Genomic DNA, 22,149 nt, shown 5'->3' on the forward strand with positions numbered 1-22,149 from the left:
CGATTTTGAGCCGCATTGCCACTTGCGGTTGACTGACTGACGGGTCAGTCATAACCTTGGGGGCATGACTGAGCCCTCCTCCGTCCGCCGCCCCCCCGACAAGGCCGCCCGCCGCGCCGACATCCTCAAGGCCGCGCTGGAGGTGTTTGCAGCCAATGGCTATGCCAGCGCCCGGCTCGACGACGTGGCGCGGGCGGCGGGCGTGGCAAAGGGTACGCTCTATCTCTATTTCGCCGACAAGCAGGCGCTGTTCGAAGGGCTCATCAAGGAGAACCTCGCGCCCATACCCGACCTCGCGCTAGAGATGCTCAACGCCTTCGACGGGCCGACAGAGGACCTCATCCGCGCCCTCTCCGGCGTACTGCTTGCCCGCATCCAGACGCCGCCGGTGCGGCAGGTGATGCAGCTCATGATCAGCGAGGGGCACCGCTTTCCGGAACTCGCCGCCTTCCATTATCGCGAGGTGGTCACCCAGGGACTCGAGGTGGTCCGCGCCATCGTCAGGCGCGGCCAGACGCGCGGCGAGATCGAGGGCGACGGCCTGCTGCGCCATCCGCAGGTGCTGTTCGCGCCGGTCATTACCCTCGTGGTGTGGAACATGACCTTCGACAAGGTGGCGCCCCTCGATGAGCGCCGGTTTGCGGACGATTATATCGCGCTGCTGCTGGGTGGCCTGAAGGGGGAGAGCGCCTGATGCGCCGCCTTCGCCTCGCCCTCCCGCTGCTCCTCCTCCCGCTGCTCCTCCTCGCGCTCGCGGGCTGCGACGGCTCCGGTCCGCGCGGCTATTCCGGCTATGTGGAGGGCGACCTTCTCTATATCGGGCCGGAAGAGGCGGGGCGCCTCGCCGCCCTGAAGGTGGCGGAAGGCGCCAAGGTGTCCGCAGGAACGGTGCTGGCCGGTGTCGAGGACGACATCCAGAAGGCGGACCTCGCGGCCGCCGAGGCCGCCCTTGCGCAGGCCGAGGCCCGGCTCGCCAAGGCGAAGGCGGCGACCCAGCGGCCGGAGGAAATCGCCATCCTCAGCGCCGGCGAGCGGCGGGCGGCGGCGGCGCTCGATCTCGCTCGCATCGAACTGGAGCGCCAGAAGACGCTGGTGCCGAAGGGCGCCTCCTCGCAGGCCAATCTCGACACCGCCCAGCACACCTACGACCAGAACCAGGCCAGCCTCGACGAGATCCGCCGCCAGATCGACGTGGCCAGGATCGCATCCCGCGACGAGGACATCGCCGCTGCGGAGGCCGCCGTGCGCAATGCCAAGGCGACGTCCGACGCCGCCGCCGTGCGGCTCAAACGCCGGGCCCTCCACGCCCCGCAGGACGGCACGGTGCAGACGCTTTATTACCGCGTGGGCGAACTGGTCCCGGAAGGGCGCCCGGTCCTGTCACTTCTGCCGCCGGGACAGGTGAAGGTGCGCTTCTTCATCCCCGAGGCCGACCTGCCCAAGGTGAGGATCGGCGCGCCGGTGAGCGTTTCCTGCGACGGCTGCCAGCCGATCACGGCCGACATCTCCTTCATCTCCGACAGCGCGGAATATACCCCGCCGGTCATCTACAGCCGCGAGGAGCGCTCCAAGCTCGTCTATCTCATCGAGGCGCGCCCGCGCGATCCCGCCCGCGCCCGGCCGGGCCAGCCCGTGACCGTAACGCTGGACGCCGCGCCATGACGGCGCCGGACACCTTCCGCCCGCCGGAGGTGGCCATCTCGGTGGAGGGGCTGAGCAAGAGGTTCGGCGAGCGCCTCGTGGTGGACAATCTCACCATGAGCGTGCGGCGCGGGCAGATCTACGGCTTCCTCGGCCCCAACGGCTCGGGCAAGACCACCACCATCCGCATGCTCTGCGGCCTGCTCACCCCGGACGCCGGGCAGGGCACCTGCCTCGGCCTCGACATCCGCACCCAGTCACGCGAGATCCGCAAGCACGTGGGCTACATGACGCAGAAATTCTCGCTCTATACGGACCTCTCCGTGCGCGAGAATCTGGAGTTCGTGGCCCGTCTCTACGGCGTGCCGGCCCCTGAGGATGCCGCGCAGGAAGCGATCCGGCGCCTCGGTCTGGAAGGGCGGGGCAAGCAGCTGGCGGGCGAGCTCTCCGGTGGATGGAAACAGCGCCTCGCGCTGGGCGCCTGCATCCTGCCCCAGCCGCAACTGCTCCTGCTGGACGAGCCGACCGCCGGCGTCGACCCGCAGGCGCGGCGCGAGTTCTGGGCGCAGATCCATGATCTGGCCGCCGAAGGGCTCACCGTGCTCGTCTCCACCCATTACATGGACGAGGCCGAGCGCTGCCACGAGATCGCATATATCGCCTATGGCCACCTGCTGGCGCAGGGGACCGTCGCCGAGGTGATCGCCAGCTCCGGCCTCGTGACCTATGTGGTGGAGGCGACCCGCGAGGCGCCCGACCCCGCCGCCGCCATCGCCGCCATCGGCAAGGCGCTCGCCGCCGATCCGGCGGTGGAGATGGTGGCGCCCTTCGGCGTCAGCCTCCACGTCTCCGGCCATGACGCCGCCGCGCTGGAAGCCGCCATCACCCCGCACCGCGCGCGCGAGGGGATCGTCTGGCGGCGGGAGACGGCGACGCTGGAGGACGTGTTCATCGACCTGATGTTGCGTTCCAGGGACAATATGGAATGAGCGCGGGGGCCGACATCGCCGGCTTCCTGCGCCGGGTGGCCGCCATGGTGCGCAAGGAGTTCATCCAGCTCCGCCGCGACCGGGTGACCTTCGCCACCATGATCATGATCCCGCTGCTGCAGCTGATCCTCTTCGGCTATGCCATCAACACCACGCCGCGCCACCTGCCCACCGCCGTCTTCGCGCATGAGAATACGGAGGCGACGCGCGCCATCCTCGCGGCGCTGAAGAACACCGCCTTCTTCAATCTCACCCACGAGCCCCGCAGCGAGGCGGAGGCCGAGCACCTGATCCGCAGCGGCGACGTGTTGTTCATGGTGGAGATCCCCGCTGGCTTCGAGCGCGCGCTGCGCCGTGGAGAGACGCCGCAATTGCTCGTCGCCGCCGATGCGACCGATCCCGTCGCGTCCGGAAATGCGCTCGGCGCGCTGTCCGGCGTCGTCACTTCCGCGCTCACCCGCGCCCGCTTCGTGGATGCGCCGGGCACCATGCCGTTCGAGATCGTGCAGCACCGGCGCTACAATCCCGCCGGCACGTCCCAGCTCAATATCGTGCCCGGCCTGCTCGGCACCATCCTCACCATGACCATGCTCATCTTCACCGCGCTGTCCGTCACGCGCGAGGTGGAGCGGGGCACCATGGAGAGCCTGCTCTCCATGCCCATCCATCCGGTGGAGATCATGCTGGGCAAGATCATCCCCTATGTGCTGGTGGGCATCATGCAGGGGGTGCTCATCCTCGGCGCCGGCATGATCCTGTTCAACGTGCCGCTGGAGGGGAGCCTTGCGCTGCTCAGCCTCGCCACGCTGCTCTTCATCACCGCCAACCTCGCCACCGGCTACACCTTCTCCACGCTGGCCCAGAACCAGCTGCAGGCGGTGCAGATGACCTTCATGTACTTCCTGCCCAACATCCTGCTGTCGGGCTTCATGTTCCCCTTCGCGGGCATGCCGGTGTGGGCGCAGTGGATCTCCGAATGCCTGCCGCTCACGCACTATCTGCGGATGGTGCGCGGCATCCTGCTGAAGGGCGCCACGCTGGTGGACGTGCAGAGCGACATGGGGATGCTGGCCCTGCTCATGCTGGCCGCAATGGCCATCGCGGTGCGACGTTTCCGCCAGACGCTGGACTGACGTTCCCTCGAGCTCGATCCGAGCGGTTTGGATCCGTCCGCTCCGTGAAACGCCCTCTAAACTCAAGCAAGAGAACGCCTGATCCCACCAGATCGCCATGCCATCTGATCGGCGCATGCCCCAAGGCAAACCCTTCACGGCCAAGACTTAGCCTCAATCTGGTGCAAGGCTTGCGGGAGCGGGCCTGCGACAACCAAGACGCGCTCCAGACCCCTCTCCTTTGACTTGTATCAAGGTGAAACGACCCCCCTGCCGCAAGGTGCGGCCGAGGCTCGCGGGCGTGCGTCCGCCGCGCCGTAAGGGGTTGACCATGTCCATTGTCCAGACACCCGCCAAGCGGATGACCGGGGGCGAACTCGGACTGATCCTGGTGTTCGCAGCGCTGGGATTCTTTTCGATTGTCGTGGCCGCCAAGGCCTACACGCCCGAATATGCTTTCCACGCCTATCTGTTCGCTGCGGCGAGCATCGCCACGGTTTTCGTGATCGGAAACCGCTACATGGACCGTCCGGCGGAGCTGCCGCCGCAGACCATCGACGGCAAGCCCAACTATAATATGGCCCCGGTGAAGGTCGGCACGCTGCTGGCGGTCTTCTGGGGCATTGCGGGCTTCCTCATCGGCGTGATCATCGCGCTGCAGATGGCCTATCCCCTCTTCAATTTCGATCTGCCCTGGATCTCCTTCGGACGGTTGCGGCCCCTGCACACATCGGCGGTGATCTTCGCCTTCGGTGGCAACGTGCTCATCGCCACGTCCTTCTATGTGGTCCAGCGCACCAGCCACGCCCGCCTCGCCGGCTATCTGGCCCCGTGGTTCGTGGTCCTCGGCTACAACTTCTTCATCGTCATCGCCGGCACGGGCTATCTGCTCGGCATCACGCAGGGCAAGGAATACGCCGAGCCCGAATGGTACGCGGACCTGTGGCTGACCATCGTCTGGGTGACCTATTTCCTTGTCTTCCTCGGCACCGTGCTGAAGCGCAAGGAACCCCACATCTATGTGGCCAACTGGTTCTACCTCGCCTTCATCCTGACCATCGCCGTCCTGCATCTCGGCAACAATGCCGCGATCCCGGTCTCGGTCTTCTCGCCCAAGTCCTACATCGTGTGGTCCGGCGTTCAGGACGCGATGGTGCAGTGGTGGTACGGCCACAATGCGGTGGGCTTCTTCCTCACCGCCGGCTTCCTCGCCCTGATGTACTACTTCATCCCCAAGCGCGCCGATAAGCCGGTCTATTCCTACCGGCTCTCCATCGTGCACTTCTGGGCGCTGATCTTCCTCTACATCTGGGCCGGCCCGCACCACCTCCACTATACGGCGCTGCCCGACTGGGCGCAGACGCTGGGCATGACCTTCTCGATCATGCTGTGGATGCCCTCCTGGGGCGGCATGATCAACGGCCTCATGACCCTGTCCGGCGCCTGGGACAAGCTGCGCACCGACCCGATCATCCGCATGATGGTGGTGGCCGTCGCCTTCTACGGCATGGCGACCTTCGAAGGTCCGATGATGTCGGTGAAGAGCGTGAACTCGCTCAGCCACTACACCGAATGGGGCATCGGCCACGTGCATTCCGGCGCGCTCGGCTGGGTCGCCTACATCTCCTTCGGCGCCATCTACTGCCTGATCCCCTGGCTGTGGAACAAGCGCGAGATGTACTCCATGAAGGCCATCGAATGGCACTTCTGGGTCTCCACGCTCGGCATCGTGCTCTACATCTGCGCCATGTGGGTGGCGGGCATCCTGCAGGGCCTGATGTGGCGCGCCTACACCGCGCTGGGCTTCCTTGAGTACTCGTTCATCGAGACGGTGGAAGCGATGCACCCGCTGTACGTCATCCGGGCCATCGGCGGCATCCTGTTCCTCGCCGGCTCGCTGATCATGGCCTGGAACGTGTTCATGACCATCACCCGTGCCGAAACGGTGTCGCAGCCGAGCGGCGCCGCCCTCGCGCCCGCAGAATGAGGGAGGCCTGAATGTCCGCGACATCCATCTGGTCCAAGCACGCCATCTTCGAGAAGCACTCCATCCTGCTGCTTCTCGGCGTGCTGATCGTCATCTCCATCGGCGGTCTCGTGGAAATCGTGCCGCTGTTCTACCTGAAGAGCACCATCGAGAAGGTGGACGGGGTGCGCCCCTACACCCCGCTCGAGCTGGCGGGCCGCAACATCTATCTGCGCGAGGGCTGCTACCTCTGCCACAGCCAGATGATCCGCCCCCTGCGCGACGAGGTGGAACGCTACGGCCACTATTCGCTGGCGGCCGAGAGCATGTACGACCACCCCTTCCAGTGGGGCTCCAAGCGCACGGGGCCGGACCTTGCCCGCGTCGGCGGCAAGTATTCCGACCTGTGGCAGCTTGAGCATCTCAACAACCCGCGCGCGGTCGTCCCGGCGTCCATCATGCCCGCCTATCCCTGGCTGGCGAAGACGCCGCTCCAGGCCAAGCACATCGCAGACGACATGAAGGTGCTGCGGGCCGAGGGCGTTCCCTACACCGACGAGATGATCGCGTCCGCGCAGGACGACCTGAAGCTCCAGGCCACGCCCGAAGCCGACGCGGATGCGCTCCAGAAGCGCTATCCGAAGGCGCAGGCGCGTGACTTCGACGGCAACCCCGGCGAGCTGACGGAGGCCGATGCGCTCATCGCCTACCTCCAGCAGCTGGGCACGCAGGTCGACTTCAAGCTCTACGACAACAAGGCGAACGTGAGGTGAGCCATGCGTGAGACCTACATGCAACTGGCCGGCTTCGCGCAGACCTGGGGCCTCGTCTATTTCGTCGGCGCCTTCCTCTGCGTGTGCGCCTATGCCTATTGGCCCTCGAAGAAGAAGAGCTTCAACGAGGCCGCGCAGATTCCCCTCAAGGAGGACTGATCGTGAGCACCTCGCACGAGAGCCATCACGCGCCCGTGGATGGGGCTGGCGGCCCCTCCACCACCGGCCATGAATGGGATGGCATTCAGGAACTCAACAATCCGCTGCCGCGCTGGTGGCTGTGGACTTTCTACGCCACCATCATCTGGGCGTTCGGCTACTGGGTGGCCTATCCCGCCTGGCCGCTGGTCTCCAACTACACGTCCGGCGTGCTGGGCTGGAACTCCCGCTCGGCCGTGGTGGAGCAGATTTCCGATCTGCAGAAGCTGCGGGCGGCTTCCTCCGCCAAGCTCGCCAACGTGCCGCTGGAGGACATCGAGAAGAACCCCGAACTCCTGTCCCTGGCCCGCGCCGAGGGCAAGGTGGCCTTCGCCGACAATTGCGCGCCGTGCCACGGGGCCGGCGGCGGCGGGGCCAAGGGCTTCCCGAACCTGAACGATGACGACTGGCTGTGGGGCGGCACGCTGGCCCAGATCCAGCAGACCATCACCCATGGCATCCGCTCCGGCGATGACGAGGGCCACCAGGGCAACATGCTGGCCTTCGGTTCCATCCTCTCCAAGGCGGACATCTCGAACGTGGCGGATTACGTCCGCTCCCTCTCCGGCGCCGCCCCCGGCGACACGCCGGCGGCCAAGAAGGGGGCGGAGATATTCGCCGCCAACTGCGCCACCTGCCACGGCGAGAACGGCAAGGGCAATCAGGAGCTTGGCTCCAAGAACCTGACCGACGGCATCTGGCTCTACGGCGGCGACAAGGCCACCATCGTCCAGACGATCACCAACGGGCGCGGCGGCGTGATGCCCGCCTGGGGCCCCCGCCTCTCGCCCACCACCATCAAGGCGCTGACCGTCTACGTCCACACCCTGGGTGGCGGCCAGTAAGACCTCAGGCGGCGGCGGCTCTCGGGCCTCCGCCGCCCGCTCAAGGCACAGGGGAGGCACGCCCCCCCTTTCACCCACCGGGCTCCTGCCCGGAAAGAGCATCCAATGACCTCCGCCGCCCTGAAGCCCGAAAAGTCCCCCAAGGCACCGGCCGTTCCCGACGAGGAGCCGCTCTATGCCGCCCGCCGCGCCATCTATCCCCAGAGCGTCCACGGCCGCCTGCGCACCACCAAGTGGGTCCTGCTCATCCTCACGCTGGGCATCTATTACCTGCTGCCCTTCGTGCGCTGGGACCGGGGGCCGAATGCGCCCGACCAGGCCGTGCTGATCGACTTCCCGACCCGGCGTTTCTATTTCTTCTTCATCGAGATCTGGCCGCAGGAATTCTATTACGTCGCGGGCCTGCTCATCCTCGCCGCGCTCATCCTGTTCCTAATGAATGCGGTCGCCGGACGCGTCTGGTGCGGCTACCTCTGCCCGCAGACCGTGTGGACCGACCTGTTCCTGACCGTCGAGCGCTGGATCGAAGGCGACCGGCGCGAGCACATGAAGTCCGACGCCGGGCCCTGGACGCTGGAAAAGGTCACCAAGAAGGTGCTGAAGCACAGCGTGTGGCTGCTCATCGCCTGGTGGACCGGCGGCGCCTGGGTGCTCTATTTTGCCGATGCCCCGACGCTGGTGAAGGAACTCGTCACCTTCCAGGGCTCCACCGTGGCCTATGCCTCCATCGCGGTGCTGACCTTCACCACCTACACGCTGGCCGGCCACATGCGCGAGCAGGTGTGCACCTACATGTGCCCGTGGCCGCGCATTCAGGCGGCGCTGACCGATGAGTATGCCCTCAACGTCACCTATCGCTACGACCGTGGCGAGCCGCGCGGCTCGGTGAAGAAGGCGGCGCTGGCCCGCGAGGCCGGGCGCAAGGCCGGCGACTGCGTGGACTGCAACCAGTGCGTCAACGTCTGTCCCACGGGCGTGGACATCCGCGAGGGCATGCAGCTCGCCTGCATCCAGTGCGGCCTGTGCATCGACGCCTGCAACAACATCATGGACAAGATCAACCGCCCGCGCGGCCTGATCGCCTATGAATCCGAAGCCAATCTGGAAGCGCGGATCGCCGGCAAGCCGCCGGTGCGGCGCATCGTGCGCGCCCGCACCGTGCTCTATGCCGCGCTCATCGCCTTCATCGGTCTCGGCATGCTCTACACGCTGGTGGGGCGCAGCGACGAAGGCATCGCGGCCATCCACGACCGCAACCCGGTGTTCGTCCGCCTCTCGGACGGCTCGCTGCGCAACGCCTACACCATCCGCCTCATCAACAAGAAGCTGGAGGACCGGCGCTTCCAGCTCAGCGTGGACGGGCTGCCCGGCGCGCAGCTCTCGGTGGTCGGCGTCGAAAGCGGCACGGACGGCGAGGTCATCTCGATCGGGCCGGACCAGACCCGCGAGGTGCGTGTGCTGGTGACCCACCAGGGCAAGCTCGCCAGCGGCGCCTCCATCCCGGTCACCTTCCGCATCCGCGACATGGTGACGGGCGCCACCGCGTCCACCGCGGACCACTTCATCGGGCCCTGAGCGGTCCGCCCGCTCCCGGCCCCTGCCGGGACATAGGGTCGCAGATTTTGCGCCAGAACAAGGAAGAGGCCGGCCAGACCCCTCAGTCTGGCCGGCATTCGTTTGAACGGCGGCCGGAGCCCGCGCGATGGAACGCGCGTTCGACCGTGCCCGAGCCCGACAGCTTGAAGAGGAAGACGCCCATGGCCCAGGCCGGCCTTTCGGCAAAGCCGCGCGCGGCAGGACAGCTCACCGGCTGGCATGTGCTGGCCATTCTCCTCGCCTTCTTCGGGGCCATCATCACCGTCAATGTGGTGATGGCCCGCTACGCCATCGCCACCTTCGGCGGAGTTGAGACCGAAAGCTCCTACAAGGCCGGCCTCACCTTCAAATCGGAGGAGAATGCCGCCGCCGACCAGAACGCCCGCGGCTGGACGGTCAACCTCATCGTCGATCCCGGCGCGGATGGCGCGCGCACCGTCACCATCGAGGCGAAGGATGCCGCCGGGCGGCCACTCGTCGGCTATGACGTGGACGCGCGCTTCGCCCACCCCGCCGATGCCCGCCAGGACGTCACCGTGGACCTGCACGAGATCGGCGGCGGCCGCTATCGCGGTGCGGCAAATGTGCATGCCGGCCAATGGGAACTGATCGTTGATCTGGCGCAAGGAGAGCAGCGCCAGTTCCGGTCTAAGAACAGAGTGCAGCTGCGCTAAGCCACACCCGTTCTCTGGGGGGAACAGGGCCTTACGGCGAACGCAGCGCCGGCCGAGGCGGTCGGGCGGACCGCTTCGGCCGGCACCCTTTTGGGGGCTGGCCCATCCGCCCAGGGCCACCGTTCCTGGGAGACGGCGCCGCCACCGGCCGGTTCACCGGCAGGATGACGACAGGCGCATTCAGGATGTCTCAGGCGGTCGACTATTCCATCTTCATGGCCAAGGACGCGGACGGGCGCTCGCAGATGAGCCTCGCCGTCGACGGCATCGACTGCGCCGCCTGCATCGCGGACATCGAGAACGGCGTCATGTCGCTGCCCGGCGTGGTGCATGCGCGGCTCAATTACAGCACCCATCGCCTCACCGTCGAATGGGAGGGCGAGGGCGAGCCGGACGCGCTGGTCCACCGGCTGGAGAACCTCGGCTATCGCGCCCATCCCTTCCTCGGCCGCGCCGAGGAGGCGGAAGCCAAGCGCGCCCAGTGGCTGCTGCGCTGCCTCGGCGTCGCGGGCTTTGCCATGATGAACGTGATGCTGCTCTCGGTCTCCGTCTGGGCCGGCAATGTCACGGACATCACGCCCGAGACCCGCGATCTCTTCCACTGGATCTCCGCCCTCATCGCGCTGCCTGCTGCCGCCTATGCCGGCCAGCCCTTCTTCCAGAGCGCCTGGCGGGCGTTGCGCACACGCTCGCTCAACATGGACGTGCCCATCTCGCTGGGCGTCATCCTGGCGCTCGGCATGTCGGTGGTGGAGACCATCCTCCACCAGGAGCATGCCTTCTTCGACAGCGCCGTCATGCTGCTCTTCTTCCTGCTGGCGGGGCGCTATCTCGACCACGAGGCCCGCCGCCGCACCCGCGCGGTCGCCGGCAATCTCGCGGCCCTGCGCGGCGAGATGGCCCAGCGGCTCGATGCGCAGGGCACGCCGGTCCTCGTGCCCGTGCAGGCGCTGAAGACGGACGACCTCATTCTCGTGCCCGCCGGCGAGCGCGTGGGCGCGGACGGCGTGGTGGTGCGCGGCCGCTCGGCCATCGACGAAGCCCTCATCACCGGCGAGACGCTGCCCCGCGCCGTGGCCGCCGGGGACCGCCTCTATGCGGGCAGCCTCAACGGCGCCGGCTCGCTCACCGTGCGGGTGACCGCGGGCGGCGAGGGCACGCTCATCGACGACGTGCAGCGCCTCCTCGATGGCGCGCTCTCCCAACGCACCGGCTATGTGCGCCTCGCCGATCGCGTCGCGCGCCTCTATGCGCCCGTTGTACATCTCACCGCGCTTCTCTCCGCCATCGGCTGGCTTGTGCTCGGCGCCAGCGCCCATGATGCGGTGATGATCGCGGTGGCCGTGCTCATCATCACCTGCCCCTGCGCGCTGGCGCTGGCCGTGCCGGCCGTCCAGGTGGTGGCGACGGGCCGCCTGTTCCGCGCCGGCCTCCTCATCAATGCCGGCGACATGCTGGAACGCCTTGCCAGCGTCGATACGGTGGTCTTCGACAAGACCGGCACCCTCACCTTGCCCGAGCCGGCGCTGCGCCTGCCGCCCGATGCCGATCCCGAGCTCGTGGCCCTCGCCGCGCGCCTTGCCCTCTCCAGCCACCATCCGCTTGCCGCCGCCCTGTCGCGCTATGCCAACGGCCCGGCCTTCACCACCGTGGACGAGGTGGCGGGCATGGGTGTGACGACGACTTTGGACGGGATCGAACTGCGCCTCGGCAGCCTCGCCTTCTGCGATACTCATCTGCCCGAGGATTTCCCGCTCACCGCCACCCCCATCTCGCTGCGGGCGGGCACGCGCACGCTGGTGATCGGCATCGATCAGGCGCTGCGCGGCGACGCGGCGCAGATCGTCTCCGATCTGAAGCAGCGCGGGCTGGCGGTGCACATCTTCTCCGGCGACCGCTTCGGCCCGGTCGCAGCGGTCGCCGGCGCGCTTCACGTCACGGACTTCCGGGCCGAGATGCGGCCTGCCGACAAGATTGCGGAGCTGGAGCGCCTCCAGGCCGCCGGCCGGCGGGTGCTCATGGTGGGCGACGGCCTCAATGACGCGCCGGCGCTCGCCGCCGCCACGGTCTCGCTCTCACCTGCGAGTGGCGTTGCGGTGACGCAGGCGCAGGCCGATGCGGTCTTCATCGGCACGCGCCTGGCTCCCGTGCGCGCCGCCCTCGATGGCGCCCGCACCGCCGCCCGGCTCATGCGGCAGAACCTCGGCATCGCTGTCATCTACAATCTCATTGCCGTGCCGCTGGCGGTGCTGGGGCACGTGACGCCGCTGGTGGCCGCGCTGGCCATGTCCGGCTCCTCGCTGATCGTCACCCTCAATGCCTTGCGCGCCGCCCGCCCCGGACGCGATGATGCGGCCACGGAGCTGAACGCGCTGCACCTCACCCCTGCGGAGGCCCGCCCGTGACCGTTCTGCTCTACCTCATTCCCGCCGCCCTCGGCCTCGGCTTCCTCGGCCTTGCCGGCTTCCTGTGGAGCCTCAAGAGTGGCCAGTATGACGATCTGGACGGCGCCGCCGTGCGCATCCTTTCCGATGAGGACGTGAAGAGATGAGCCGCCTCGCGCAGGCGGGGAGCCCGCGTGCGGGCATGCTGGCCTGCATCTGCGACCCGCAGTTCGACCTGCCGGCCAATGACAACAGCCACGGGCGCCCCAACGCCGTGCCGCTGGCCCTCGGGTTCGCCTTCGCCGTCCTCGCCCAGACGCTCGCGTCCGGCATCCTGCCCATCGCCGGTGCCATGCTCGCGCCGCGGCCGGTGCTCGCCACCCTCCCCTTCGCGGCAATGATGCTGGGCGCCGCGCTCGCCTCCTTCCCGGCGTCCTTCCTGGGCGACGCCTTCGGGCGACGCACGGGCTTCGCCCTCGGAGCGTCGCTTGGCATTGCGGGCGGGGCGGTGCTTGCCCTCGGGCTCCTTCAGCGACAGTTCGCCTTCGCGTGCCTTGGCGCCCTGTGGCTCGGCATGGCGCAGGGCTTTTCCTTCTTCTACCGCCACGAGGCGGCGGCCTCCGCCGGCCGCCCGGCCGCCGCGACGGCCGGCGTGATGGCGGGCGGACTGCTCGCGGCGCTCGTTGGCCCGACGCTGGCGAGCTTCAGCGAGGCGCTGTTCTCGCCATTCCTGCTGGTCGGCTCGGCTGTGCTCGCCGCGCTCGCGCACACCGCCTCGCTCGGGGTTGCCGTGCGCCTCGCGCCCGACGCCCGGCCGTGGATCGACACCGGCGCGGCCGGCCCGCTGAAGGCCATCGTGGCGCCGACCCTGCTCGGGATGCTGGCGTGGTTCGGCATGAGCCTCGTCATGGCGAGCGCGCCGCTCGCCCTCATGGATTGTGGCGTGGCGGAAGGCGCCGTCTTCGGCTTCATCGCGCTCCATGTGGCGGCCATGTATGCTCCCGCCGTGCCGCTGGCGCTGCTGGGCCGCTACCTGAAGCCGCAGGCCGTCGCCGCAGGCGGCACGCTGCTTGTGCTCCTCGCCTATCCGCTCCAGCACACGGACGCCACAAGCCTCGTCACGGCGGCGCTCATTCTCGTCGGTGCCGGCTGGTCGGCGGCGACGGTCGGCTGCACGGCCTGGCTGCACCAGAGCGCGCGGCCGGGCCGCCTCGCCCTCGCGCTGCATGACGGCGCGCTGTTCTCCGCCGCCATCCTCGGTGCTGCGTTGGCGGGCCGTTTCTTCTGATCCCGAAAAGGAACGGCGCCGCGGGCTGGGCCGGCGGCGCCGTCTCGTTTATGGGACCGGAGTTCCGCGCCTCACAGGAAGCCGATGGAGAACCACGGCACCAGCGCCACCGCGATGAGGCCGACGAAGAGCGCCACCAGATAGCCGAGGATGGGCTTCATGCCCGCCACCGGGTCCACGCGGCCAATGGCGCAGGCAGCGTAATAGCCGACGCCGAAAGGCGGGGCGAAAAGGCCGATGCCCATGGCGAGGATGACCACCATGGCATAGTGCACCTCGTGGATGCCCACCGCTCGGGCGATGGGGAAGAGCAGCGGCCCGAACAGCACGATGGCCGGGATGCCCTCCAGCACGCTGCCGAGGATGATGAAGGCCACGATGGACACCGCCATGAAGGTCATGGCGCCGCCCGGCAACCCCGTCATGGCCGCCGCCAGCTCCCGCGAAAAGCCGGACTGGGTGAGGCCCCAGGCCATGCCCGTCGCCGTGCCGATGATGAGCAGGATGGCGCCGGAGAGGCTCGCCGTATCCACCAGCATCGGCATGAGCCGCCGGACGTCGAACTGCCGGTAGATGAGGATGCCGGCGGCGATGGCATAGACGATGCCGAGCGTGGACACCTCGGTCGCCGTGGCCACGCCCTCGATCACCGCCGCGCGGATGACGAAGGGCAGCGCGATCGCGGGGAAGGCGATCACGAAGCTGCGGAGGATCTCGCCGCCGGTCGCCCGCTTCACATGGTCGAGCTTCTCGCCCCGGTAGCGCCACCAGACGACGGCACAGAGCGTCACGGCCAGCACGATTCCCGGCACCATGCCGCCGGTGAACAGGGCGGAAATGGAGACGCCGGTGACCGAGCCGATGGTGATGAGCACGAGGCTCGGCGGGATGGTCTCGGTCTGCGCGCCGGTGGCGGAGAGCAGCGCCACGAGGTCGCCCTCCTTGGCGCCGCGCTGCTTCATCTCCGGGAACAGCACCGGCGCCACCGCCGCCATGTCGGCAGCCTTGGAACCGGAAATGCCGGAGACGAGGTACATGGCGCCCACCAGCACATAATGCAGGCCGCCCCGCACATGACCGAGCAGGCTGGCGAGGAAGCGCACCATGGCCTTCGCCATGCCCGTCATCTCGATGAGCGCACCGAGGAAGACGAACAGCGGCACCGAGAGCAGGATGAGATGGCTCATGCCCTCGTCCATACGCCCCACCAGCACCATCATCGGCGTGCGCGTGGTGAGCGCGAGATAGCCGAAGGTGGCAAGGCCGAAGGCAAAGGCGATGGGCACGCCGGCGAACACGCAGGCCGCCACCACGCCGACGAAGAAGATCAGCAGGTTGGCGTTGCCGAGCGGGCGCAGGAACGGTCCGAGCAGCCAGAAGGCGGCGATCACCGCCACCGTCGTGAGCAGCGCCACGCCGACCACTTTCAGATCCGTATGGCGCACGAGGCGCAGCACGGCGAAGGCGATCATCAGCCCGAGGCCGACGGGCAGCGCCGCCGCGCGCACGGCGTTGGGGATCTCCAGCGCCGGGGTGAGGATGAAGACCTCCTCCTCGGCATATTCCAGCGCATGGGGGAAGACGAGCAGGATGAAGGCGAGCGCCGCCGTCATGGCGAGCACGTCGAGGAAGGCACGCAGCCCCGGATTCACCTTGGCGGCTACCGCCGTCATGCGCATGTGCTCACCGCGCCGGAAGGCGACGACCGCCCCCAGCATGGCGAGCCAGAGAAAGAGGATGGAGGCGAGCTCGTCCGACCAGACGATGGGCGTGTGGAAGACGTAGCGCGCCACCACGCCCATGAACAGGACGATGATTTCCGCCGCCACGAGGATGGCGACGGGAATTTCGACGAGCGCGCCGAGCACGCGCTCAACCGCCAGCGCCGCAGCGCCGACGCGGCTCAGCGGAGGGGACGCCGCGGACGGCGTCCCTCCATGGCCGTGCAGGGAGGGGGCGCCGGCCATTTCGGTCACGACAGCTTGCCGACCGCGCCCTCGAGGATGCCCCAGGCTTCCTCGCCGTACTTGTTCTTCCACTCGGTGTAGAAGCCGGCCGCGCGCAGCTTCTCACGGAAGGGCGCCGGATCGGGCTTGTTGAACGCGAGGCCCTTGGCGGCGAGATCATCCTGCAGGCCGGCGTTGAGCTTGGCGACGTCCGCCCGCTCCTTCTCCGCCGCCGCGTTGATGTGCTTGGCGACGATGGTGCGGATGTTGTCCGGCAGGGCCTGCCAGGCGCGGCGGTTGGCGAGGAACCAGAAGCCGTCCCACATGTGGTTGGTGAGGGAGCAGTACTTCTGCACCTCGTAGAGCTTCGCCGTGGAGATGATGGCGAGGGGATTCTCCTGCCCGTCCACGATCTTGGTCTGGAGCGCCGAATAGACTTCCGCGAAGTTGATGGACGCCGGCGCCGAGCCGAACGCCTTGTACATGGAGGTCCACAGCGGGGAGACCGGCACGCGGATCTTGAAGCCTTCGAGGTCCTTGGCGGTCTCGATCGGCTTGGTGGAGGAGGTCGTCTGGCGGAAGCCGTTGTCCCAGATCTTGTCCATGGCCACGAGGCCGAACTTGCCGATCTGGCCGCGCACATACTCGCCGAGGGGGCCGTCCATGGCCTTCCACACGGTGGCATAGTCCGGGAAGGCGAAGCCGATGCCGCTCAGCGAGGCATTGGGCACGAGGGTGGAGAGGATCAGCGGCGACAGGGTGAAGAACTCGACGCCGCCGGAGCGCAGCTGGCTCAGAACGTCGGTGTCGGAGCCGAGCTGGCTCGAGGGGAAGACCTGGAGATCGAACTTGCCGCCCGTTTCCTGCTTGATCGCCGCGGCCATCTCGCGGGCGCGGATGTTCATCGGGTGCGTGTCGGGCAGGTTGTTGGCGTACTTGTAGGTGAACTCGGCCTGCTGGGCGCGGGCGATGAAGGGCGCGAAGACGGCACCCGAAACGGCGGTAGCCGCCGTGGCCTTCAACAAGGCGCGACGAGACACGGACATGAAGCGCTTCCTCCTCGATCGGTCTTTGAGACCTGTTTCCCCGAATGGGTCCAGTATATGGACCTCTTGATTACGTCACCAATATTGACCCACTTGTAGGATCTCAACAAGCTGTCTATCATCCTATGTACAGTCGTCAATCTCATCGACGGCGATAAATAAGAAAACGGTCCACAATGTGGATCACGGGAGCGAAACGTGGCCAAGACAAGCGGCGACCCCTCCGGGGGCGGCACGCAAAGCATTGAGCGCGCCATATCCCTGCTGCTTCTGGTTGGACGGGCCGGCACCGACGGCATCCGCCTGTCCGATCTCGTCACGCGTTCCGGCCTGCCCAAGCCGACGGCCCGGCGCGTGCTGCTCGCCCTCGTGCGCGCCGGACTGCTCGACCAGGACGACGTGACACGCCGGTATCATATCGGCCCGGAAACCTATGTTCTAGGAACATTGGCGAGCGAGCGCTTCGGCATCCATGCGCTCTCCCTCGACAGCCTTTCGCGCCTTGCGCAGGAGAGCGGCGATACCGCTTTCCTCTCCGTGCCGCGCGACGCCTCCGTGGTGTGCCTGCACCGCGAGGAAGGCCCCTTCCCCATCCGCACCCATGTGCTCAATGCGGGCGACCGCCACCCCATGGGCATCGGCGCCGGGAGCCTCGCCATCCTCGCCGCCCTGCCGGATGCGGAGATCGACCGCATCTTCGCCGCCAATGCGGACATCCTTGCCCGCGACTATCCCGCCTATTCGGAAGACCTGCTGCGCCGCTGCGTCGCGGATACCCGGAGCCGGGGCTATGCGCTCAATCCCGGCATCCTCATGCCCGGCTCGTGGGGCATCGGCCTGCCGGTCATGGGCCTCGACGGGACGCCCGTGGGCGCCCTGTCCATCGCCGCCATCGAAAGCCGCCTCGGCGAGGAGCGGCGGCGTGAACTCGTACCCCTGCTGCGCCGCGAGACGCAGGCCCTCGAGGCGGCGCTACGGCGCCCCTCTCCCCGCCAGGACACTCAGTCCCCTTCCCCCCGCGCCCGCATTGCCGCGCCGCGCACAGCCCTGAAGGTGAAGTCATGACCCGCGCCTGCATCGTGGGCTACGCCCACACCCCGTTCGGCAAGCTTGAAGATCCCGATACCGAGAGCCTGATGGCCCGCGTCTCGGGCGCGGCCCTGGAACATGCCGGCATCACGCCCGACAAGGTGGACGGCATCTTCGTCGGCGTCATGAACTCCGGCTTCCAGAAGCAGGATTTCCAGGGCGCCCTCGTCGCCATGGCCGACGAGCGGCTCGCCTATGTGCCGGCGATGCGCGTGGAAAACGCCTGCGCCACGGGATCGGCCGCCATCTATACGGCGCTCGACTTCATCGAGAGCGGGCGCGGGCGCATCGCCCTCGTGGTGGGCGCGGAGAAGATGACCGCCAAGCCCACGGCCGAGGTGGGTGACATCCTGCTCAATGCGTCCTACCGCAAGGAGGAGGCGGACATCGAGGGCGGCTTCGCCGGCCAGTTCGGCCGCATCGCCCAGAATTATTTCCAGCGCTATGGCGACCGCTCCGAGGAGCTGGCCATGATCGCCGCCAAGAACCATGCGAACGGCGTCGGCAATCCCTATGCCCAGATGCGCAAGGACCTCGGCTTCGACTTCTGCAACACGGTCTCGGAGAAGAACCCCCGTGTCGCCGGCCCGCTGCGCCGCACCGACTGCTCGCTCGTCTCCGACGGCGCCGCAGCGCTCGTGCTGGCGGATGAGGAGATCGCCCGTGACCTCTCGCGCGCCATCGCCTTCCGCGCCCGCACCCACCGCAACGACATCCTCGCCATGTCGCGCCGCGATCCCACGGCCTTCGAGGGCGGCCGCCGCGCCTGGGCGGGATCGCTCGCCGACGCGGAGATGACGCTGGACGATCTCGATTTCGTCGAGACCCACGACTGCTTCACCATCGCCGAGATGATCGAATACGAGATCATGGGTCTCGCCAAGCCCGGCGAGGGCTACAAGGTGGTCCGCGAAGGCATCACCCGCAAGGACGGGCGCCTGCCCGTGAACCCCTCCGGCGGCCTCAAGGCCAAGGGCCATCCCATCGGCGCCACGGGCGTGTCCATGCACGTGCTCTCCGCCATGCAGCTCCTGGGCGAGGCCGGCGACATGCAGGTGAAGGATGCGGCGGTCGCCGGCATCTTCAACATGGGCGGCGTCGCCGTCGCGAACTACTGCTCGATCCTGGAGCGGCTGAAGTGAGCGCCCCGGCCTCCGCGACGGCCGGCGCCCCCAAGGGGGGCGTCGCACCCGCCACAAAGCGGGTGATGAACCTCTCGCACATCCTGCGGCAGGCGGCTCGCCGCTTCCCGCAGGAAATCGGCTTCGTGCACGGCCCGCTCTCCGTCACCTGGGCGGAGATGGACGCGCGGGTGGACGCCATGGCCGTGGCGCTGGCGGGCAAAGGGCTCGGCAAGGGCGACCGCGTGCTCGTGCAGTCCAAGAACTGCCTCCAGATGTTCGAGAGCATGTTCGCCTGCTTCCGCATCGGCGCGGTGTGGGTGCCGACCAACTTCCGACAGACGCCGGACGAAGTGGCCTATCTGGCGCAGGCGTCCGGCGCCGTCGCCATGATCTGCCATGCCGACTTCCCGGACCACGAGCGCATCGTGCGGGAACAGGCGCCGGGCATCGCGACCGTCATCGGCATCGGCGATGCGCCGTTCGGCGAGGATTACGACGCCCTCGTCGCCGCCCATCTCGGCCGGAAGGGGCCGGTGGCGGATGTGGAGCATGACGATCCCTGCTGGTTCTTCTTCACCTCCGGTACCACCGGACGGCCGAAGGCGGCGGTGCTGACCCACGGCCAGATGGCCTTCGTCATCACCAACCATCTGTGCGACCTGATGCCCGGCACCACGCAGGCGGATGCCTCCCTCGTGGTGGCCCCTCTGTCCCACGGCGCCGGCATCCACCAACTGGTGCAGGCCGCCCGCGCGGTCAAGACCATCCTCCTGCCCTCCGAGCGCTTCGATGTGGCGGAGGCCTGGGGCCTGGTTGAAAAGTGGAAGGTCACCAACATCTTTACCGTGCCCACCATCACCAAGATGCTCGTGGAGCACCCGTCCGTCGACCAGTTCGACCATTCCTCGCTGCGCTACGTCATCTATGCCGGCGCGCCCATGTATCGCGAGGACCAGAAGCGGGCACTGGCCAAGCTCGGCAAGGTGCTGGTGCAGTATTTCGGCCTCGGCGAAGTCACGGGCAACATCACCGTGCTGCCCCCGGCCCTGCATGAGCCGGAGGACGGCCCGCACGTGAAGATCGGCACCTGCGGCTTCGAGCGCACGGGCATGCAGGTGCAGATCCAGGACGATCAGGGCCGGGAAGTGAACGCCTTCGAGACCGGCGAGATCTGCGTCTGCGGGCCGGCGGTGTTCGCGGGCTATTACGAGAATCCGGAAGCCAACGCCAAGTCGTTCCGCAACGGCTGGTTCCGCACCGGCGATCTCGGCCACATGGATGCGGAAGGCTTCGTCTACATCACCGGCCGGGCCTCGGACATGTACATTTCCGGCGGCTCGAACGTCTATCCGCGCGAGGTGGAGGAGAAGCTCCTCCAGCATCCCGCGCTGGTGGAGGTGGCCATTCTGGGCGTACCCGACCCCATGTGGGGCGAGGTGGGCGTCGCCGTCTGCGTCACCCGCGACGGGGCGCCGGTCAACGAGGCCGAGATCATCGCCTTTCTGGACGGCAAGGTCTCCCGCTACAAGCTGCCGAAGCGTGTCTTCTTCTGGGAGGCGCTGCCCAAGTCGGCCTATGGCAAGATCACCAAGAAGATGGTGCGCGAGGCGCTGGAGGAGCGCGGCCTGCTGCCCCTCGACAAGCCGCTGGAGCGCAGCGCATGAGCCCGCCCGGCGAGGTACCGGTCCGGCTTCTCCGCCACCCCGGACCCATGGCGGCCCGGCGGTGGGACAGCCTCTCCTGCGAGAAGGCCCGCGCCTTCCGCTTCTCGCTCATCCCCGGCCGCTCCCTCTATGAGGGCATCGTCAATGCCATGACCGCCGCCAAGGTCTCTGCGGCGGCGCTGACCCTCACCGGCGGCACCTTCGCGCGGGTGGACTACTGCCTCGCCGCCCCCCGGCCGGGTCGGCCGCAGGTGGCGGGCTATACGGACCCCGAGCGCATGGGCGGGCCCATCGGCCTCATCGGCGCCAGCGCGACGCTGGGGCTCGATGTGAACGGCGCCCCCATGGTGCATTGCCATGCCCTGTTGTCGGATGCCGAGGGCCAGCTCTTCGGCGGCCACATCATCCCGGACACCAGCATGGTGGGCGCGGTGCCGCCCGTGGTCTTCGCCCGCGCCTTTGAGGGCGAAGCCATCCGCCAGCGCTACGACCCCGAGACCATCATGTCGCTCTTCCACCCGGCCGACGACGGCCCCCATGCGGGAGACATCCATGCCGGCTGATCCTCAGGACACCCCCGCCTCAGATCCCCTCCTTCCCGAGAGCGGGCGCACCGGGCGCATCCTCTATGCCCGCGTGCGGCCGAACGAGGATCTCGTCCACACCATCGAAAAGCTGTGCCTCCAGCACGGCTTTTCGGACGCCGTGGTGCGGGGCAGCCTCGGCAGCCTGAGCCAGTGCTGCCTGGAGACCCACACCGGCGCCCGCATCGAGGTGCCCGGCCCGGCGGTGGAGATGCTCACCCTCATGGGCGAGGTGCGCAGCAACGGCGGGGCGCTGGAAGCCCGGCTCAGCGGCACGGTGGCGGACCCGCAGGGCCGCATCTTCGCCGGCCGCTTCGCGGCAGGGCGAAATCCCGTGTGCATCACCTTCGAGATCACCCTCGAGGAATGGCTGGCGGACGCCCGCGCCGCCTGATCCGTCCCGATCCCCACCAAGAAACGCGGCGAATGCCGCAGCGGGCTTCAGGCCCAAAGGGAGCAGACATGTCCAAGGAAAATGGCAGCGTGATCGTCACCGGCGGCGCGTCGGGCATCGGCCTCGCGCTCGTGGAGGCGCTTCTGACCGAAGGCTGGCGCGTGGTGGCTGCGGATGTCGTGGCCGAGAACATCGCCAGCGCACGCGAGAGCCTCGCCCGCTTCGGCAACCAGGTGCGCTTCGCGCAGATCGACGTGTCGGACGAAGCCGGCGTCAGCCACATGGTGGAGGAGATCGACGCCGAGTTCGGCCCGCTCTGGGGCGTCGTCAACTCCGCCGGCATCGGCAAGGACGTGCCGGTGTTCGAGACGTCCGTGGACTATTTCCGCAAGATCCTCGACGTGAATCTCATCGGCACCTTCCTCGTCGCCCGCGAGGGCGCGAAGGCCATGAAGGCGCACGGCGGCGGCTCCATCGTGAACATCGCGTCCGTGTCGGGCCTGCGCGGCAATCTCGGGCGCGCGGCCTATGGTTCGTCCAAGGCCGGCGTCGTCATGCTCACCCAGATCATGGCAGTGGAGCTGGCGCCGGAGAAGATCCGCGTCAATGCCATCGCGCCCGGCCCCATCGAGACGCCGCTGGTGAAGCGCATGCACACGGACGAGGCGCGCGCCGGCTGGATGAAGGAAGTGCCCATGCGCCGCTATGCGGACCCGAGCGAGGTCTCCGGCGCCATCTCCTTCCTGCTGGACGAACAGAAGTCGAGCTTCGTCACCGGCCAGACGCTGGCGGTGGACGGCGGCTTCATGGCCGGCGGCCTCATCGGGCTGTAAGTC

21 protein-coding genes are annotated in these 22,149 nt (G+C 68.0%); 19 read left to right on the forward strand and 2 right to left on the reverse strand.

What is annotated here, in order from left to right; translation table 11 throughout:
- Positions 1–64 precede the first annotated feature (64 nt).
- The 13 genes from AZC_RS23165 to AZC_RS23225 all read left to right on the forward strand — a co-directional run bounded on the left by AZC_RS23165 (position 65) and on the right by AZC_RS23225 (position 13,466).
- Complete coding sequence (locus AZC_RS23165; RefSeq protein ID WP_012173038.1) at positions 65–694, forward strand: TetR/AcrR family transcriptional regulator; 630 nt, start codon at positions 65–67, stop codon at positions 692–694.
- Positions 694–1,662: an HlyD family secretion protein gene (locus AZC_RS23170; RefSeq protein WP_012173039.1), complete on the forward strand. Its 969-nt coding sequence runs from the start codon at positions 694–696 to the stop codon at positions 1,660–1,662. Before AZC_RS23165 ends, AZC_RS23170 begins: the two co-directional genes overlap by 1 nt.
- Positions 1,659–2,630, forward strand: a complete 972-nt coding sequence (locus tag AZC_RS23175; RefSeq protein ID WP_012173040.1) for an ABC transporter ATP-binding protein — start codon at positions 1,659–1,661, stop codon at positions 2,628–2,630. Before AZC_RS23170 ends, AZC_RS23175 begins: the two co-directional genes overlap by 4 nt.
- Entirely contained in the window at positions 2,627–3,763 is a 1,137-nt protein-coding gene (locus AZC_RS23180) for an ABC transporter permease (protein ID WP_012173041.1), read from the forward strand. The genes AZC_RS23175 and AZC_RS23180 overlap by 4 nt, the downstream gene beginning before the upstream one ends.
- A gap of 340 nt (positions 3,764–4,103) precedes the next feature.
- Entirely contained in the window at positions 4,104–5,729 is a 1,626-nt protein-coding gene (gene ccoN, locus AZC_RS23185) for a cytochrome-c oxidase, cbb3-type subunit I (RefSeq protein ID WP_197531806.1), read from the forward strand.
- Positions 5,730–5,740: 11 nt separating this feature from the next.
- Positions 5,741–6,481 (forward strand): cytochrome-c oxidase, cbb3-type subunit II, encoded by a 741-nt coding sequence (gene ccoO, locus AZC_RS23190; RefSeq protein WP_012173043.1) that lies wholly within the window; start codon positions 5,741–5,743, stop codon positions 6,479–6,481.
- Between the two features lie 3 nt (positions 6,482–6,484).
- Positions 6,485–6,640 carry a CcoQ/FixQ family Cbb3-type cytochrome c oxidase assembly chaperone gene (locus tag AZC_RS23195; RefSeq protein WP_012173044.1) on the forward strand — a complete coding sequence of 52 codons (156 nt, stop codon included), beginning with the start codon at positions 6,485–6,487 and terminating at the stop codon, positions 6,638–6,640.
- Positions 6,641–6,642: 2 nt separating this feature from the next.
- On the forward strand, positions 6,643–7,524 hold the full coding sequence (ccoP, locus tag AZC_RS23200) for a cytochrome-c oxidase, cbb3-type subunit III (protein WP_012173045.1): 882 nt from the start codon (positions 6,643–6,645) through the stop codon (positions 7,522–7,524).
- A 105-nt stretch (positions 7,525–7,629) separates the two neighbouring features.
- The gene (gene ccoG, locus AZC_RS23205; protein WP_012173046.1) at positions 7,630–9,099 is read left to right on the forward strand and encodes a cytochrome c oxidase accessory protein CcoG; all 1,470 of its coding nucleotides are present in this window, start codon (positions 7,630–7,632) and stop codon (positions 9,097–9,099) included.
- A gap of 182 nt (positions 9,100–9,281) precedes the next feature.
- Positions 9,282–9,794, forward strand: coding sequence for a FixH family protein (locus AZC_RS23210; protein ID WP_043879791.1), 513 nt, complete (start codon positions 9,282–9,284; stop codon positions 9,792–9,794).
- 185 nt (positions 9,795–9,979) lie between these two features.
- Positions 9,980–12,199 carry a heavy metal translocating P-type ATPase gene (locus AZC_RS23215; protein WP_043879792.1) on the forward strand — a complete coding sequence of 740 codons (2,220 nt, stop codon included), beginning with the start codon at positions 9,980–9,982 and terminating at the stop codon, positions 12,197–12,199.
- Positions 12,196–12,345, forward strand: a complete 150-nt coding sequence (gene ccoS / locus AZC_RS23220) for a cbb3-type cytochrome oxidase assembly protein CcoS (protein WP_012173049.1) — start codon at positions 12,196–12,198, stop codon at positions 12,343–12,345. Before AZC_RS23215 ends, ccoS begins: the two co-directional genes overlap by 4 nt.
- Complete coding sequence (locus AZC_RS23225; protein ID WP_012173050.1) at positions 12,342–13,466, forward strand: hypothetical protein; 1,125 nt, start codon at positions 12,342–12,344, stop codon at positions 13,464–13,466. The genes ccoS and AZC_RS23225 overlap by 4 nt, the downstream gene beginning before the upstream one ends.
- 71 nt (positions 13,467–13,537) lie before the next feature.
- On the opposite strand, the gene AZC_RS23230 is transcribed toward AZC_RS23225, so the two are convergent.
- Positions 13,538–15,433: a TRAP transporter large permease subunit gene (locus AZC_RS23230; RefSeq protein ID WP_012173051.1), complete on the reverse strand. Its 1,896-nt coding sequence runs from the start codon at positions 15,431–15,433 to the stop codon at positions 13,538–13,540.
- Between the two features lie 5 nt (positions 15,434–15,438).
- A complete protein-coding gene (locus AZC_RS23235) occupies positions 15,439–16,458 on the reverse strand; it encodes a TRAP transporter substrate-binding protein (protein ID WP_012173052.1) in 1,020 nt (339 codons plus the stop codon).
- 198 nt (positions 16,459–16,656) lie between these two features.
- Between AZC_RS23235 and AZC_RS23240 the strand changes: the two genes are divergently transcribed.
- From AZC_RS23240 to AZC_RS23265, 6 genes are all read left to right on the forward strand, one after another.
- The gene (locus AZC_RS23240; RefSeq protein ID WP_012173053.1) at positions 16,657–17,523 is read left to right on the forward strand and encodes an IclR family transcriptional regulator; all 867 of its coding nucleotides are present in this window, start codon (positions 16,657–16,659) and stop codon (positions 17,521–17,523) included.
- Positions 17,520–18,689 (forward strand): acetyl-CoA acetyltransferase, encoded by a 1,170-nt coding sequence (locus AZC_RS23245; RefSeq protein ID WP_012173054.1) that lies wholly within the window; start codon positions 17,520–17,522, stop codon positions 18,687–18,689. The genes AZC_RS23240 and AZC_RS23245 overlap by 4 nt, the downstream gene beginning before the upstream one ends.
- Before the next feature lie 65 nt (positions 18,690–18,754).
- Entirely contained in the window at positions 18,755–20,335 is a 1,581-nt protein-coding gene (locus AZC_RS23250) for an acyl-CoA synthetase (RefSeq protein ID WP_043880660.1), read from the forward strand.
- Positions 20,332–20,898 carry a PPC domain-containing DNA-binding protein gene (locus AZC_RS23255; protein WP_012173056.1) on the forward strand — a complete coding sequence of 189 codons (567 nt, stop codon included), beginning with the start codon at positions 20,332–20,334 and terminating at the stop codon, positions 20,896–20,898. The genes AZC_RS23250 and AZC_RS23255 overlap by 4 nt, the downstream gene beginning before the upstream one ends.
- Positions 20,888–21,313 carry a PPC domain-containing DNA-binding protein gene (locus tag AZC_RS23260; RefSeq protein ID WP_012173057.1) on the forward strand — a complete coding sequence of 142 codons (426 nt, stop codon included), beginning with the start codon at positions 20,888–20,890 and terminating at the stop codon, positions 21,311–21,313. The genes AZC_RS23255 and AZC_RS23260 overlap by 11 nt, the downstream gene beginning before the upstream one ends.
- Before the next feature lie 68 nt (positions 21,314–21,381).
- The gene (locus AZC_RS23265; protein ID WP_012173058.1) at positions 21,382–22,146 is read left to right on the forward strand and encodes an SDR family NAD(P)-dependent oxidoreductase; all 765 of its coding nucleotides are present in this window, start codon (positions 21,382–21,384) and stop codon (positions 22,144–22,146) included.
- The last annotated feature ends 3 nt before the right edge of the window (positions 22,147–22,149 follow it).

It is taken from the genome of Azorhizobium caulinodans ORS 571, assembly GCF_000010525.1.
GTDB classification, from domain to species: domain Bacteria; phylum Pseudomonadota; class Alphaproteobacteria; order Rhizobiales; family Xanthobacteraceae; genus Azorhizobium; species Azorhizobium caulinodans.

Bases quoted from the DNA above. Each gene is read 5' to 3' on its own strand.
- AZC_RS23165 (WP_012173038.1), top strand. From the start codon at position 65: ATGACTGAGCCCTCCTCCGTCCGCCGCCCCCCCGACAAGGCCGCCCGC.
- AZC_RS23170 (WP_012173039.1), top strand. From the start codon at position 694: ATGCGCCGCCTTCGCCTCGCCCTCCCGCTGCTCCTCCTCCCGCTGCTC.
- AZC_RS23175 (WP_012173040.1), top strand. From the start codon at position 1,659: ATGACGGCGCCGGACACCTTCCGCCCGCCGGAGGTGGCCATCTCGGTG.
- AZC_RS23180 (WP_012173041.1), top strand. From the start codon at position 2,627: ATGAGCGCGGGGGCCGACATCGCCGGCTTCCTGCGCCGGGTGGCCGCC.
- ccoN (WP_197531806.1), top strand. From the start codon at position 4,104: ATGACCGGGGGCGAACTCGGACTGATCCTGGTGTTCGCAGCGCTGGGA.
- ccoO (WP_012173043.1), top strand. From the start codon at position 5,741: ATGTCCGCGACATCCATCTGGTCCAAGCACGCCATCTTCGAGAAGCAC.
- AZC_RS23195 (WP_012173044.1), top strand. From the start codon at position 6,485: ATGCGTGAGACCTACATGCAACTGGCCGGCTTCGCGCAGACCTGGGGC.
- ccoG (WP_012173046.1), top strand. From the start codon at position 7,630: ATGACCTCCGCCGCCCTGAAGCCCGAAAAGTCCCCCAAGGCACCGGCC.
- AZC_RS23210 (WP_043879791.1), top strand. From the start codon at position 9,282: ATGGCCCAGGCCGGCCTTTCGGCAAAGCCGCGCGCGGCAGGACAGCTC.
- AZC_RS23215 (WP_043879792.1), top strand. From the start codon at position 9,980: ATGTCTCAGGCGGTCGACTATTCCATCTTCATGGCCAAGGACGCGGAC.
- AZC_RS23225 (WP_012173050.1), top strand. From the start codon at position 12,342: ATGAGCCGCCTCGCGCAGGCGGGGAGCCCGCGTGCGGGCATGCTGGCC.
- AZC_RS23230 (WP_012173051.1), bottom strand. From the start codon at position 15,433: ATGGCCGGCGCCCCCTCCCTGCACGGCCATGGAGGGACGCCGTCCGCG.
- AZC_RS23235 (WP_012173052.1), bottom strand. From the start codon at position 16,458: ATGTCCGTGTCTCGTCGCGCCTTGTTGAAGGCCACGGCGGCTACCGCC.
- AZC_RS23245 (WP_012173054.1), top strand. From the start codon at position 17,520: ATGACCCGCGCCTGCATCGTGGGCTACGCCCACACCCCGTTCGGCAAG.
- AZC_RS23250 (WP_043880660.1), top strand. From the start codon at position 18,755: ATGAACCTCTCGCACATCCTGCGGCAGGCGGCTCGCCGCTTCCCGCAG.
- AZC_RS23255 (WP_012173056.1), top strand. From the start codon at position 20,332: ATGAGCCCGCCCGGCGAGGTACCGGTCCGGCTTCTCCGCCACCCCGGA.
- AZC_RS23260 (WP_012173057.1), top strand. From the start codon at position 20,888: ATGCCGGCTGATCCTCAGGACACCCCCGCCTCAGATCCCCTCCTTCCC.
- AZC_RS23265 (WP_012173058.1), top strand. From the start codon at position 21,382: ATGTCCAAGGAAAATGGCAGCGTGATCGTCACCGGCGGCGCGTCGGGC.